The organism is Arthrobacter sp. 260, from assembly GCF_013116745.1.
GTDB lineage: Bacteria > Actinomycetota > Actinomycetes > Actinomycetales > Micrococcaceae > Arthrobacter_D.
In genome coordinates, this window is sequence record NZ_JABFOE010000008.1 from 130,823 (window position 1) to 146,302 (window position 15,480).

10 protein-coding genes are annotated in these 15,480 nt (G+C 57.3%); all 10 read right to left on the bottom strand.

All coding sequences use genetic code 11. The features are described from left to right. Positions 1 to 3: 3 nt before the first annotated feature. Positions 4 to 1,335, bottom strand: a complete 1,332-nt coding sequence (locus tag HMI57_RS10910; protein ID WP_171586040.1) for a glycosyltransferase family 25 protein — start codon at positions 1,333 to 1,335, stop codon at positions 4 to 6. Positions 1,336 to 1,400: 65 nt separating this feature from the next. Next, entirely contained in the window at positions 1,401 to 2,231 is an 831-nt protein-coding gene (locus tag HMI57_RS10915; RefSeq protein ID WP_171586041.1) for a hypothetical protein, read from the bottom strand. A 43-nt stretch (positions 2,232 to 2,274) separates the two neighbouring features. Next, complete coding sequence (locus tag HMI57_RS10920) at positions 2,275 to 6,633, bottom strand: glycosyltransferase (RefSeq protein ID WP_171586042.1); 4,359 nt, start codon at positions 6,631 to 6,633, stop codon at positions 2,275 to 2,277. A 60-nt stretch (positions 6,634 to 6,693) separates the two neighbouring features. Next, positions 6,694 to 7,944, bottom strand: coding sequence for a UDP-N-acetyl-D-mannosamine dehydrogenase (gene wecC / locus HMI57_RS10925; RefSeq protein WP_171586043.1), 1,251 nt, complete (start codon positions 7,942 to 7,944; stop codon positions 6,694 to 6,696). An 8-nt stretch (positions 7,945 to 7,952) separates the two neighbouring features. Beyond that, on the bottom strand, positions 7,953 to 9,866 hold the full coding sequence (locus HMI57_RS10930; RefSeq protein ID WP_346655192.1) for a glycosyltransferase: 1,914 nt from the start codon (positions 9,864 to 9,866) through the stop codon (positions 7,953 to 7,955). Continuing rightward, entirely contained in the window at positions 9,863 to 10,738 is an 876-nt protein-coding gene (locus HMI57_RS10935; RefSeq protein ID WP_318779207.1) for an ABC transporter ATP-binding protein, read from the bottom strand. The genes HMI57_RS10930 and HMI57_RS10935 overlap by 4 nt, the downstream gene beginning before the upstream one ends. Next, the gene (locus HMI57_RS10940) at positions 10,728 to 11,606 is read right to left on the bottom strand and encodes an ABC transporter permease (RefSeq protein ID WP_171586044.1); all 879 of its coding nucleotides are present in this window, start codon (positions 11,604 to 11,606) and stop codon (positions 10,728 to 10,730) included. The genes HMI57_RS10935 and HMI57_RS10940 overlap by 11 nt, the downstream gene beginning before the upstream one ends. Next, entirely contained in the window at positions 11,606 to 13,339 is a 1,734-nt protein-coding gene (locus HMI57_RS10945; RefSeq protein ID WP_171586045.1) for a glycosyltransferase, read from the bottom strand. Before HMI57_RS10945 ends, HMI57_RS10940 begins: the two co-directional genes overlap by 1 nt. An 11-nt stretch (positions 13,340 to 13,350) precedes the next feature. Further along, a complete protein-coding gene (locus HMI57_RS10950) occupies positions 13,351 to 14,550 on the bottom strand; it encodes a glycosyltransferase family 4 protein (RefSeq protein ID WP_171586046.1) in 1,200 nt (399 codons plus the stop codon). Positions 14,551 to 14,694: 144 nt separating this feature from the next. After that, positions 14,695 to 15,441: a hypothetical protein gene (locus tag HMI57_RS18865; protein ID WP_216607356.1), complete on the bottom strand. Its 747-nt coding sequence runs from the start codon at positions 15,439 to 15,441 to the stop codon at positions 14,695 to 14,697. Between the last annotated feature and the right edge of the window lie 39 nt (positions 15,442 to 15,480).

Below are 15,480 nucleotides of genomic sequence, written 5' to 3' on the forward strand. Positions count from 1 at the left end.
GCTCTAGTGCCCACCCACCCGGCCAATGGTTGAGTCTCCGAAGTCCATGCTCGCCACCAGTGGAAACTCGAGGCATTTGATGTTAAGAGTCGGGAGGTATCGGCTGGTCTGGCGCACAGAAAGCCCAATCTGTTGTGCAACATTGGTTGGCGTCGCGTCCGGCGGAATGCCATATGACGCAATCTGTCCATCGATGTGGCTTAGCACCTTATCTTCCGACGCTGCTTCGAGCAGGCGTTCCGCGCCGAGCCGCGACAGGATATAGCCGTCCGCCCCCCAACCATGCACAGAATCAGGCCTCGTGGCGAGAGTCTCCCAAAGTGGACTGATGGAAGTCGAGACAATTCCGGCCTTGACCGACGACATTCGCTCATTGACGTACAGGACGTCAAACTGCCCCGCTTCGGCAACCACTTCGGATAAGTTCATCCAGGTGTATGGCAATCCGTCGTCTTCGAGGAAGAATCCATAGCTACGGTTGCTCAAGAGGAACGTCTGCCACATGGAGATATGGCCAAGCGCGCACCCGAGCGCACCTTTACCCATTCTCAATCCACGATGAGCGGCAATGTCTGGCAGTTCGGAGGGGTCAATTCTCCGACCATCCACCGCCTCGTGACGGTTGGGTACGACGCCGAACTGTCTATAGAGGCCCCGGAGCAAACTGAGCTTTCGTCTGTCTTCCAGCATATTCAGGACATAGGTTGGAAATTCGGCAGCTTGGTCCCTAAACGACAAACCCAGCTCTGCCCGTTTCATAAGAACTTTCACGGCAGGAGCGTCTGGTTCTGCGACGCTCGAATGAACGAACTGCTCGACTTCGTCCCAAACACCACAAACAGCGGCCATTTCACCAAGCTTCAGGCCTACCGCAGAGGACCGAATGCCCATACTGCCAGAACGGTTAGCTTCCCTAAGCAACTCGGCGGCATGAGTCACTCGGTCTGCGGAGATCAAAGTCTCAATCAGAAAGACGAAAATGCCCATATTCTTGGGCCACTCTTCATGGGCAGCCAAAAGGAAGTCTGCTGCTCTACCATATTCGCCTGCACGGCGGGCAGCTGTCATGCCTGCTGTGGCATACAGGTCGGACGACAACCCACTCTTTCGGAGCTCGTCCAATCGAGAGAAGGCAACATCGAGCCCCTCGGAAACCCTCAAGAAATCGATGTAGTTCCGAAAGTCGACGCGAGCCCCTTTGGTAACCCCCGCCCCCGATCCCGATCCCGAGAACCTATCAACTAGCACTTTCGCATGCTGGTCGAACTCCCGCTGCGATGGACCGTCCAAGGCCCATTGATACATGAGTCTTCTTCCGAAGTCTTTAGCGTCCAATGATGCAGCCTGACCTCGGGAAATCAGGTTCGGTTGACATGTTCAAACCCATATCAAGGGCTCGATTAGATCGGTTCTGATGCCGCAAGGTGCCTCCCCGAGGGTAGTATTGCCGCAACATCAGCTCCAGAGTGCATCGCTCGGATGATCTCCAGCTCGATGCTCTTGTCCAGCACTCCGTGCCCACTTTCCTCATCCCGATAGACAAGGAAATCGACCTTTCGGCGGCCGCTCACTCTTTCATATTCATCCCTGTACGGTTTGAAGTGATTCTGTAGGTGAAAATCATCAAACAAGTTTTGGGCATAGGTGAGGGAGAAGTCTCCGTCCCAGTCGATGCAAGTTAGATGAGATGAGAACTTCTCTGTAACCTCTAGCTCGTCCATCCCGGGGTATGCCACCGCGATCATTTTGCTGAACGTTTTCTTGTAGTACGAACGCACATCTACCTGAATATTCGAGCAATAGATCTTAGTTCCTGCGTTCCTAGTTCCGATCTTTATCGCCGGTATACCGCCGCCCGACGACGCATAGATGACGACCTTGTTCACATCAATTTTCATCTGTGAGATCATCCTTTCCACGAGGATCGCTAACCAGTCGGCATAGTGGTGAGACCGGTTTCCCACGTACCAACCCAAACTGATGTCGCGATTCATGAAGAGCATAGGATCGAACATGGACACGACATTCTGATCTATGGATTCGGCGTACGAAGACCTCTGAAATGCTGGAACGGGCTTGGCGCGGTCAAATCGACCAGGAGTAAAAAGAGTCCATTCGCTAGATCCTGTGAGGTTCCACCAAAAAGGGAACAACACATTTCGATAAGATATAAAGAACCCCCCTTTTCGACTATGCCGTGCGGCGTCGCTGAAGGTAAAGAACACCTTCATGGGTACCTCCTATTAAATTTTTGAAACTCACGCATCCGTGGTTCTATTCTTTCAAGATCGATTCAAGCAGATTCTGCAGGACCTGCGACTGGTCAAAGTGTTCCTCGACGAACTTCCTCGCGTTGATCACCGCAGCGGTCCGCATTGGCTCATCGGCTGCCATGCTCGCCACGCGTTTCGTCAGAGATTCAACGGACGCTGAGATCCACGATACCGGGTAAATCTGGTCGGCTCCTGACCAGGCGAGGGTGGCGGGAAGTGCGCCCGACGCCGCACCGTCAGCGAGCGTCAGATGAAATGATTCGAAATCACTCATGGAAAGAACCGTCCCAATTTTCCGATACCATTCGGCCATGTCATCACCTTGCGGATCGAACGTTACCGCACCTGAAAGCAGCGGATCGTTTTCGATACGCTGATATTGCTCCAGATAATAGGCCAATTCTTCAGGACGATCAGCCATCCAGGGGAAGTCCTCAGGACGCTTGCCCTTAATGAACAGGTGGTAACGCCTATCTGATCGTCTTAGCCCTCGAAGCACATCCAGGGCAAGGTCCAAGCGCTTTCGCTGCGGGACAATGCCAACTAGGCCGATATTCCAATTGGCCCCGGGCTTCTTGTCCCGATGAAGACGCTTCGTGTCAACATAGTTCGGAATAACCTGCGATTTCTTCGCAGGAATATCGAAATCTCGTTCAGCGACGTCCGCTATATGCCTGCCGACAAAAATGAACTGGTCCACGTTATGGGTGTTCAGCTGTGAAAGGTAAGGGGTGGTCAGCTCCTGGAGGTGCAATCTGCATACCAGCCTTTGGTCTTGGCGTTTGTTGTTGGCATACCACACCGCATTCCCCAGAGCCCATTCGCAGAAGATGATGTCAGCGGTTGCAAGTTTGGCACGACTGCCTGTCTCATCGTGCTGCGAATGGCCCAACCACTGATCGATTTCGATAGTGTGCCCTGCGTCCTCAAGGTATGAGATAAGCCCGCGAGCGAATTTCAGGTCATGCCCAGCGACGAGTATCCGTTTTGCAGCCGGCTTGACCCTCTGCTGAGCAGCAGCTGATGAAGATGCGGTAACTCGCCGATTAAGGATCAGCGATCCTGTCCCCTTGGCCACCAGAGCTTCAAGGTGTCTTCCCGCAACATCCTCGTGTGGCGCCGGTCGCGCGAGCCCCCACCCGGGTTCGTTAGTGTGTGAGGATTCGATTCGTGCCGAGTCCCAAGCCAAATACTTCCTGGAGGTAAGCAGGTCTTCGTAAAACGTTCGGTCAATCGGCCCACTGGGCACGTCCCCAATGAGGGTGATTCCGGCGGTCAGGAGGGCCTCTAAGCTGAGGTTCATCGCCCCTTCACCGGCCATACCGTTCACTACGCGATTCGGATTGGCCTCGGAATCCATCAGTATGAGGGCAGGGCGGACGCTCTGGGCTTCGAGTTGCTCAATGGTCTCTTGGGTAGGGTTTGACACTCGTAGCGCGTACTTTTCCAGGGCAGGCGCCACTATCTCTAGGCCTGCTGTCCTCAATACGTAGGTGAGGCGATGGGCTGCAGTATGACTACGAAAGACTGAGCGCATTCCCAGCCAAGCGTCCTCGTTCCGGGCGTCCTCATTCTCCATCCAATAATTGATGAGAGCGTGTGCACTCCGTTGATCCTGAGCTATCGGGATAACGCTTCCGAAAACCCGTTCAATACCTAGACCCGGACCACTGATCACCGCTCCCCCGCAAGCGGCCACCTCGAAGACTCGACGGGAGAACATGGTGCCCGACTGTTCGACTGAGTTCACGTTCACATGGACTGGGTGTGCTTTGTAGGCCTCAAGCATTTCCGCGTAAGGAAGGCCTCCACTGACGTGGGGTGCCAGATCGGGAGGAAACTTATAGGGGCTGTCCGGGTTTAGGTGTTGACGATCGTAGATGGTCAGCCCTGAGGGCAGTGCAGCGGCCAACAGTGCGTGGAGCTGGTCAGAACGTTTCTTGTATCGATCGCCGTAGTAGGAGCCTGCGTAACTGACGGTATGTGAATAGGGCCGGAGGCTTGGCAGGGGGTTGTGAAGCTTGGGCTGAGCATAGAACGGCAATGATGCGACCGACACCAATGATGGGCCGGCGGACTGAAGATAGCCGGGTATAGAACCGTCGTCGCTTGTGAAGACGTGGTCGAAGTGCCTAGCGGTCTGTCTGAAACGGTTGAAGTGGACCGGATCCTCTTTGTTCCAGAAGATGGTTGGTATAGAACGTTCGCGGCAATAGGTTAGCAGGGCGAGTAGGTCGGCAAATGATTCGTCGTCGTAATAGCCCACCTTCCCTCTCCAAGAGCCCTCGTTTCCGTCCCACGCCGATTCGACGAACATCGCGTCGATAGGGTTGGAATCGAGTTCGGCTTGCCATCGATCGGGATGCACTTCGACCAGATTGATTTCAGGTCGGAGTCCTGCGGTTGTGAACTCGTCGGCGATGATCCCAAGGGTGAGGCTGGACAGATTTCGCGCCGACTCCGACGCAGTCGTCTGAGTAGACTCGCGAGAGCTCCAGGCTACCTCGCCCACTTTCTTCCAGGTCCGCTCCGCTACTGCCCAGAGCCGCGCGCGGCGACCCATTTCCTGTCGTTGAGTGGGGTCGTTGAGAAGGTCCTCAAGGACCCTTGCCAGAGCGCCGGGGTCTCCAGCCTGGAACAGTCGTGCACGCTCTCCGTCCTCGCCTGCCAGATCGCGCATCGGCGCGAGATCAGAGAGGACCACTGCTTTGCCAGCGGCCATGCCCTCTAACGGTTTAAGCGGTGACACCATCTCCGTGATCGGCAGCGGCATCCGAGGGCATGGCATGATATCGAACACGCTAATAAGCGCAGGGATTTCCTCAGCAGCGATCCTCCCGGTGAACTTGACGTAATCTGCTATCCCAAGCTGTTTCGCCTGGTGTTTCAGCTTCGGAAGGGCCGCTCCGTCGCCGACGATCACCAGGTGGACGCGGATGTCCTTCAGTATGAGTGTTCTGAAAGCCTCTAGTAGAGTGCCAAGGCCCTCGTACTCCACTAGGCTTCCGGCGTAGCCGATCACTGGCGCATCGTCTTCCAGCCCAAGTCGGGTCCGCGTGGGCCGGTGCTGCGGCATGTCACTGAAGTCGTCGGTGTCGACGGCGTTGGGAAGGACAGAGATCTTTTCGGCTGGGACCCCCCGCTGGATAAGCTCGTCCATTACCTGTGGGGTAATCGCAAACACGGAGTCTGCGCTAGCAGCTACAAGTGTCTCCATGTCTTTGGAGAAGTTGTACCTGTCCGATTGACCCCAGTTTGGCTTAGTGGAGGATTCGGTAATCTCCCACAGTCCCCGCACCTCGTAAATGAAGGGCAGCCCTAGGCGGCGAGCTGCGATAAGCGCGGGTAAAGCGGTTACATGATTAGACGCTGCCTGGATGCGCTCCACGCGATTTCGGATCGCTATCTGGACATAGCTGTCTGCAGCCTGCTGGATGAAATGGTCGAGGGGGCTTTGTGTCCAGGTTGGTCCATGACTGAAGAAATGCGTTATCCCTGCGATGGTCTCTGTGTAACTGACGTCCGAGGACGGAGCCTTATCAGTCTTGATGTCCCACGGGTAGCCCGGACGGGCCGCAATGACGACATCTGCACCCGCTGCGGCAAGTCCATTAACTATGCCCGCTGTCCGAGTCGAGTACCCGTTGGAGTTATAGGGAGATACGCTGTGCGCACAATACAACATTCGGCCGCGTTCGGGCTGATAACCGGGGCTCCCTTGCTCCGGTGGCAGGACGATTGGCCGCTTCTGAAGCCTATTGAGGCCTCGCACTGCCTCAATCAACTGGCGTTCCTTCGGCGTCAGATCGGTCAGGACCTCCTCGTACCGTTCGATGACGGCGGCCGGTTCGCTTACCGCTCCTAGGACGAAGTACAGGTGGGCTATCAGGTTATGTGCGTTCCCTTTGGACGGCGCTCTTGATAGTAGTTCGCGTAGCTCGTTGGCACGTTCGATGGGGTTTAGAGGTCGGGATAGTGTCGTCTCGACTGCCGACGGGGCTACTGGAGTCTGACGTTTAAGTATGTTTTCGACGGGAGCTTTGAGGCGAGTCAGCGCGCGAGCAGGAGCGGTCACCGCCGTTCCAATCCGAAGCCTGGACGACTTGCGAAGGGCAGAAAGGGAAGTGCGAAGAGCCTTATTCTCGCCTTCGAGGGATTTTATCCTTGTTGTGAGCTCGGTATTTGTTCGTTCCACGCCGGTGAGCTGGGTTCGAAGGGAACGGATGCTGTTAGCATCCCGCTTATGGCTACGCTGCAGCACTTCGTGTTCGTCGATGAATTTATCAATATCCGCTAGGTATTTAGACCTTCTCGCTGCATCAATCGGCGAGCGGGTCCGTCTTTCGTCATCGAACTGCATGGCTCATCCCGGACTCGAATCCAACTGGCCCCGACCGAGTATCTTGGCACTGGTTAATCATTAGCGCCAGATCCCGCGGGTATCCACAACTGCTTTACCTTCGAGCATGGCCCGATCCATCTCCTTGAACTCGTCGTGGTCGACGAGTAACAGCACAACGTCGGCACTCCGGACCGCACTCTCAGTCGCCATGAGCTGGACGTTGGTCAGCGAACTGAGCGATCGGGGAAGCACCGTGACGTGTGGCTCGGCGACGAGTACCGAGCATTCATCCAGATCCTGGCTGAGTTGCCGGACTATTTCGACGGCCGGAGATTCGCGAAGATCGTCGATGTTGGCTTTGAAGGCAAGGCCAAGCGCAGCGACCTTCGCGTCCTTGCCCGCACTCTTGACGGCAATCTTCACCTGATCGATGACCCAGGCTGGCTTGGCGTCGTTTGTTTCGCGCGCTTGACGAATCAGCTTCGACTCGTGGGGTGCAGCCGAAACGATGAACCACGGGTCAACGGCAATGCAGTGTCCGCCTACCCCGGGGCCGGGCTGCAAGATGTTCACGCGGGGGTGATGATTGGCAAGTTCAATGAGTTCCCAGACGTCGATCCCAACCTTGTCGCTGATGACGGACAGCTCGTTTGCGAACGCGATGTTCACGTCCCGGTAGGCGTTCTCAACGAGCTTGGCCATCTCAGCTGTTGCAGCATCGGTGAGATGAATGTCGCCTTGGCAGAACACGTGGTATAGCTGGCGGGCTAGCTCAGTAGCTTCATTGGTAATACCACCGACAATGCGGTCGTTGGTGACCAGCTCAATCATCACTCGCCCGGGCAGCACACGTTCCGGACAGTGGGCTACATGAATAATTGGCTTGTCGTTGGCACCATCGAGGCTGAGATCGGGCCGTAATCCGAGAAGGTAGTCAGCAAGATGCTGGGTGGTTCCAGGGGGCGAGGTCGATTCGAGGATTATGAGCTCGCCGCCCTCCAACTTGGGTGCGAGACCCCGTGCCGCGGCCTCAATGTAGGAGAGGTCAGCCGTCCTATCGGCATTGAACGGGGTTGGAACCGCAAGGATGAAAGCGTCGGCCGAGGGCGTTTCCGTGGTCGCAGTAAGTGCGCCGACACTGACCGCGCCAGCTACGTGAATATTGAGATCAGGCTCGACAAATGGCACTTCTCCGCGGTTGATTGCATCCACGTTTTCGCGCTTGATGTCTACTCCGACAACTTGGAGCCCGTTGGTGGCGAGGATGGCAGCTGTAGGTAGTCCTATGTAGCCTAGCCCGATAACTGCAACTTTACGGATGCTATTCATGCGCTCCCCTAGATTGATACATGGTGGTCTGGTCTACCGAAGAACGAGAGATCCGCGGTGGCAAGTATTTCGTTATCGGACACCTGCCAGGTATGACCGGATCCGTTGCGTTGCTGGTAAAAGTTGTATTTGTCGGATGAGTAAATTGCCCCGGATGCCACCGAAACAGCTTTGAGGAACGCAGTGTCCTCTCCCTTGCTTCGATTCTCAAAGGGAAAATCCCGAAGAGTGCCCGCCGAACCCATGATGGTTGGCCCCATCACCATGCTAGTGAACCGGTGCTCTTTGTGCGCGAAACGGAGCACTGTCGCGTCATGAGACTGCAGGTACATGTAGTGGGCCTGTTTACCAACTATCTGCGCCCCGGAATAGCTCAAGGCACTGAGCTGATCCACGAGGTAGTGCGGCCCATAAAAGTCGTCGTCATCCATCTTCGTCAGTACAGAGCCAGATGAGGCCTCGACACAGTCATTGAGGCACTGCCCTAAACTCCGGCTTGCTGGTGCAGTCAGCAGGGTCAGGGATTCTATGCCGTGGTTCTTCCTCAGCTTCTCGAGCGTCGATGCATCTGGTGTGAATCCATGAGTAAGCAATACCAACTCTGGGTTCACGTCGAGCTGAGCACCCACTGTTCGAAACACATGCTCCAGCTGATGAGGGCGATAAGTCGAAACCATCACGCTCACGGTCGGCAGAACCATCGGCCGGGACAATGCTGGAACTGCGGCACGAAGAATTTGTTCCACTCGTTGAGCGTAGGTGTGCTCACGCCAGATCACACGTTGTGCGAGGTGTACTTGCCGCTCGCCCATCGAGGGCTGTCGAACGAGGGCAGAGAGCAGACTGACTGCATCCTCAGGAGTGTCGATAATTGGAACTTCAGAGGGAGCAAAATATCGCTCGATGGCTGCACTTCTCGTCGAAACCACCGGAGTTCCAGAAGCTGTAATTTCAAAGACCCGACGTGCACACATGCTCGGGGATTCAGTCACGGAATTCACGTTCAGGAAGACTTTGTATGCCTTGTACGCGGTCAACATCTGAGGATAAGACAGCGATCCTACAACATAGGGCGCAAGGCGCGAAGGGAACTGATAGTCCTCTCGATCACCTAACTTGCGCGAGAATATCTCTAAACCCGTCTTCATTGACGCGGACGCTTCCACCGCCGCTCCGAGCAGCAGGTCCATCTGAGCACGACGTTCAGGAAACTTGTGCCGGAAATACATCCCCGCAAAGGCAATGTCTCTTTGGTGCCATCCATGTCTTGGTCGTACGGGATTGTGAATGGCGGGCTGTGCCGCGAAGGACAATGATTCGACTCGATCATGTCCCAGGTCCGCTCTGTACCGCTCCACCATGTTCGAATCACTCGTGAATACATGATCGAACAGCTTTGCCGCTGGTAGGAAGTCGTCATAATGCGGAGGATCTTCTTTATTCCAGAACACGGTGGGGATACCTTTGTCGCTGCACGCCTGAAGCAGTTCCCGGAACGCCTCCGAGGGCCCTGAAGGACCGGTCAGGTTGTATTGCCAGGCACCCCCGTTCCCGTTCCAGGCTGACTCAACAAAGAGCAGGTCAACACTTTGACCGGCAACTACGGCACGCCAGTTGTTCGGTGTCAGGTGGATTGATTCCCATTCGTAGCCGAATGCCAACGCCGAGAATTCATCAAGTATCACCGCTGCGCGTAATGACCGTCTCGGCACCGCCGATCCCATCAACTGCGCTTCCGCAAAGCCTAGCCGCCTGGATTTACGACGTCCGGTCCAAGCGCCTTCAGCCCCACGGGCACTATCTACCGTGAAAACGCCTTGTTCCGCTTGGTTTCTTCTATGCCAGGTTCTGAGGGCCGCGAATCCCCCATGACGAAAATGCCACGCCGCCGTTCTTATCCGGCGGGCGTCCAAGGCGATCACTCGGTGCTCCTTCGCCCGGTTTCACGGGCCATAAGATGCGGGACCACTAGATCGTTCATCACTCGTCTTTTGGTCTTCATAGCCGCTACCCGGTCTCGAGAGGTCAAATGCTTGATGAATGTGGTGTACCACTTGATGACATCATCGGCCGGCCCGTCCATCACTAGCTCACCCTCATCGAGCCAAACCACCCGGGTACACATTTCCTTGATGGTTCCAACACTGTGACTGACAAGAAAAACGCAACCCGCTTTGCCGAGTAGTTCGTCCATCCTTTGCTTGGTCCTGCCCTTGAACTGATCATCCCCGGTGTTCAACGCCTCATCGATCAACAGAATCTCGGGGTCCACAGCTGTCGCGATTGCGAACTGGAGCCTCGAGGCCATCCCCGACGAATAGGTCCGCATGGGTAGATGAATTGAATTCTCGAGGCCAGATAGTTCGACTATGCCCTGGTACTTGGTTGAGATATCCTTCTTCGACATTCCCATGGCGAGACATCCCAGGATTATGTTCTGCTCACCGGAAATGTCCGGAACCAGTGCTGCACTCACCCCGAGTAAAGTTGGGCGGGACGACGCGTAGATGGCTCCGGAAGTGGGCGGAACCCTCCCGTTAATAAGTTTCATTAACGTGCTCTTGCCGGATCCGTTGCGGCCAATTATCCCGACTGATTCACCACGTCCAACGACGAGCGAGATGTTCTGCAAGGCGTGGACGTCTACCATCGGCCGGTTGCCAATAGCTCGCCGGATCGATCGCAGAAGCCCTGTGCTCGCAGCGTTGTCCGAAGTTGGCACACGGTAGGCCATGCTGACGTTATTCACTACGACGGCTGGCGGTTCGGAGAGGAACTCTATTTTATTCGTCACGGCCGTAAGTCTCCTCCGCGAGCCAAAAGAAGACCATGCCGACCGCCAACGCTCCGAGCGCCCACGCCCCTAAGATCGCCCAAGACTCCCAGGACGGCACTTCGCTATATAGAACTGACTCCCTCACGATGGTGAGCACCTGGTACAGAGGATTAACTTCAATCGCTTCCTGAACTGTCGGATATGGATCGAACAGGGATATCGGGAACATTACACAGGAGGCATACATCAAGATCCGCATAACAAAGCTGATGACGTTGGCGACGTCATTCACCCTCGAAACTACGCGAGCCAGAATCAAACCAATTCCAAGGTTAAACACGGTCTGGAGGAGAAGCGCGGGAACGACGAGGAACCATAGCCAGGTGATTTCCTCAGCTGGCTCAAGTAACAAGATCAGGACCAGCATGGTGATGATCACCGGGACACTTGCCAGCAGCTCACGAATATTGACTGAAAGCAATAGAGTTGCCCTGGGAAAGTTGAAGGCCTGCACTACCTTCAAATTAGACTGAATTGCTCGCGCGCCGTTCGAAATTGATCGGCTGCTCATCTGGAAGAGGAAGACCCCGATGATCAGGAATCCAATGAAGTTTTCGATACCGCGGTCTACTTGCAGCAAGACACCAAAAATAAGGTAAAAGGTCAATCCGTTCAGTACCGGATTGAGAATGAGCCAGATACTACCCAGACGGTCACGACTATTTCCTGATTGAACACTCGCTTTCGCGTCAAAGAAGACGAAATGGCGGTAGTCCCACAGGGCAACTAGGTAGTCGAGGAAGTGCGGCCTGACCCCAACTTTTATTAGGGTTCGCAAGTCTACCGAGGTTGGTACGGCACCATCTTTTTCATCAGGAACAGCCATTAGGCAGCGCGCTCCAGCCCTGAGTACGAGTGAAGCAAACTGAATGAAGTTCCGGTCCATGTCCGGTTGGTAAGGACGTCTCGACGACCGAACACTCCGAGTTCTATTGCTTCACTGCTCAAGGCACCGCCGTCGTCAAGGAGTCCACGAATCCCCGACGTCAAAGACGCGACATCACCGGCGGAGACCAGCACCCCTGTATCAGCCGAGACGATCTCACGGAGAGCGGGGAGATCGCTCGCCACCACAACCCGGGCAGACGCCATCGCCTCGACTGGCTTCAACGGCGTTACCGCTCGGGTCACTTCCAGGTCCTTCCGCGGCACCACAAAGATGTCGATTGCTTGATGATGAAGCCGGGCTCTCTCGCGCGGAACCCGGCCGGTAAACGTCACAAGTGCGCTTACACCGAGTTGCCCAGCCAAAGTCTTCAACGATGGCAGTGCCACGCCATCCCCCACGATCAGACAGCGCAAACCAGGGTGGTCAGGCACTAGCACTGCGAACGCCCGCAACAGATCATCGAGGCCCTCATAATCGACAATGCTGCTGACCGTTCCGATGTACACGCCGTCGCTGGGGAGACCGAGCGACTGACGCGCACTGCCTGAGTCCATCGGCTTGTCGAGGTACTCATCCCCCACGGCGTTCGGGCACAACAGGACCTTACGCGGGTCTACTCCCTTGCTCACCATGTCCTGCTTCATAGCCTCACCCAACGTCACCACCAGGTTGGCACTCTGCATAACCTGAGCTTCACTTTCAGTGAAGAGCCTATAGCGTTCGCTCTTCTTTGCCGCATCACTACGACTTGAGGCCCAGGTGTCAGCCAATTGGCCACGAACCTCATACACCCAAGGGATGCCCAGGGCCCGCGCAACTTCGCGCACCACCAGACCATTCACAAAATGGGTGGTGGTATGCAGGACAGTGGGCCGGACCTGGAGTGCCAGGGCCAGGAGTTCCTCAGCTTGCTGCTGCAGCCTGCCATCAAACCCTTCGGCGAGGGTCGAAGGCAGCAACCGATGGTAGGAAACCCCATCCAGCACATCAATGTCAGCAGCGAAAAGTTTACCCACCTGCACCGGGTAGCCCACGCGGGTTGCCGCATGAACCGTCCATCCCGCGTCATGCTGGGCTTTGAGGATCGAATGGGAGCGCTGCGCATAGCCGCTCCCGGTATGGGGCAGCGAGTTGGTCAGGACGTGCAGCACTGTATGCTGCCGGGGCACATACCCCTTGACGGGCGGCACCGTGGGTGTCCAGCCAGCGAAGACCCGACGTTCCGACTCAAGCCTCTCCGCCGTTCGGTTCCGACCGGCCGCTCTGAGTACCTCCACGGCGCCGCTCATGTCGCCGTCGTACCAGCGCCGTCGCGCAATAGTCCGACTGGCATCCGGCGCGCCGGATGTCTGGGCCCGAACGATGAACTCATCCGCCATCGTTGGATACCCTGCGGCCAAAGCCACCTCCGCCAATCGAAGGGCAGTCGAGGCTCGCACGTCGGCGCCCAATGCCGACCGCAATACTTCGCGGGTGCGGCTACTGTCCCCGCGAAGGTACGCGGCGACCGCTTGGGTCAGTGGAGTCCGGCTGAGAAAGGCAGCCGCTCCGGCCGCCCGGTACACCGCGCCGCTGGGCAACCTGCGCGACACTTGCAGCACCAGCAGAAGCGGGTCGTCGCGCAGATGACGTAAGGCGGTGGTGCCCAACAACCGCGCATTGCGCAGCACTGCCCCATCTGTCACCGGTGCGGACCCCCAGCTACTTCGGCCAGCAGGTCGATATAGCTTTGCGCCAGCGCCTCGACGTCGGCGTTGTTCTTCACCCAGGTGCGTCCTGCACCGTTGACCTGCAGCAGCGAACGATCTGCGGCGAGCTTCCTCCAGAGCTCCGCAACGTCTTCCGGCGATGAAGCGACAACATGGCCAGATTCTGCGTCCTGAAGAATCTTCTGCGCCTCGCCCAGCACGATTCCGGTGACATGCCGTCCCAGGGACAGCACTTCGTAGGTCTTGGAGGGAATGGTGGTCTCGAAGGACTTCCAGTCGTCGCGGAGCGAAACAATGCAGCTATCCGTGCGGTCGTAAAACCCTCTCACGGCTGGGCCGTAGACGGAGGGGTGGAATTCCACCGGCGCCTGGAGCTCGTGAGCGAGCTGTACCAGCTCGAGCCGTTGAACCCCGTTACCGACCATGGTGAGGCGCATCCGCCCGCCTACGAGTGCCGCTGCCCGGATTGCCACATCCAGCCGTTGGCTTTCACCATGATTGCCGAGATACAGCACCTCGAGCCGGTCCGCTTCGAGCGGTGGCGGCGCCAGCTGGTCCAGCCCGCGCAGGTCCACTCCATTGGTGACCGTTGCGACGTTTTTCAGGCCCCGTTGGCGCAGTGTCCGCGCGAACCCATGGGTCACAGTCACCACCAGCTCGGCGCGGTCCTGGATGGCCATGATGATCCGCTCGACGACGCCCTTAGCACTGCTCTTCACCAGTTTTGCGTCCCGGGCGAGATCCGGCCACGCATCGCGCATGTCAACGACGAGCGGCCGTCGCATGAGCCGCGAGACAACAAATCCCGCACCCAGGATGGGCAGGCTGGGGACTGTGACAATGACGACGTCGGGGCGTTTCGACAGGAAGGCAGCGGGGACGCTGCAGGCCGCCGAGAAAAGATGATTGCTCAGTCGGCCCAGTCGGGTATTCCGATGCCAGAGAAAGGGCACCCGCCGAATCTGTTCACCGTATTCCCCAGGCGAGCACAGGAACGGCCGACCTGCCTGACTGCGCGGCAGGGTCCGCTTGCCGAAGGGAGCGTGGGCGATCGGAGCGACGACATCAACATCCCAGCCAGCAGCGCGGAACGACCGGATAAATTGCGTCCAACGTCGCTGCGGAGGGCTATGCTCCGGGGCATAAGAATGCGTCAATAATAAAATGCGCAACGCACACCCCCAAAGTGTCTTAGTTGCTTCGTGTCGAGAGGATCAGGTTCAAGTGTAGACCGAAGGTAGCTGAACGGTCGTTTTAGCGCTGACTAGGTCATTCGCAGCGCGGAACCCCAGGAACTATCCGTCTAACAGCACAGCCTATTTCTCGGGCTTGGGCCTCGGCGTATTGCCGCCCCGGAGCTTCGCATAGTAAAGCACTCCCAGGCCGACCAGACCCAGGATGACGAGCACCCGCGTCAGCGGGCTTGAGCCGGCCGAGGCTTCCTCGGTTGAGCTCGCCTCGCTGACATCCGTCGCGGTTTGCGTAGGCTCCGGCGTGGCCGAAGGGGTAGGGGTGGCTGCGCGGGTTTCGGTCACGGTGGGCTCGGGGGTTTCGGTCTCTTCGGGCTCCGCAGACTCGGTTGCTTCCGGCTCCGGGGTCTCGGTCTCCTCCGGCTCCGGTGTCTCCTCGGCCTCGAAGGTGTCTGTCAGGTTGACTACTCCACCCGTGACGGCGATCCACCGGAAGTCGGTGTAGAAAAAGGTCGCCCGGTCAATCAGGTTGCCGGTGCCGGGTTCGATCAGGAATCCCGTGGGCGGGTGGATGGGGTACCCAGTGACCGGGTCGACCTCGAATCCGGTCGCCGGGTCAATGGCTGGCCCCTGCTGGGCCGGTGCAGGTTCCGGTTCAGGCGCGGGGGCTGGTGCGGGCGCGGGAGCTGGGGCCGGTGCCGGCTGCGGGGCCGGAACCGGATCCGGTTGAGGCTCCGGCGTAGGAGACGGCGCCGGACTCGTGGTTGGGCCAGGCGTTGGGGTTTCGGTGGCCGAGGCCACGCCCGCACCGAGGCCAACGCAGAGTGCAGCGACGGTCAGGCCGGCGAGAGAGCGGCGCATCAATAATTCCATGGGTCCTAATTCTACGGGGCTGACTCCGAAGAGCCGGCA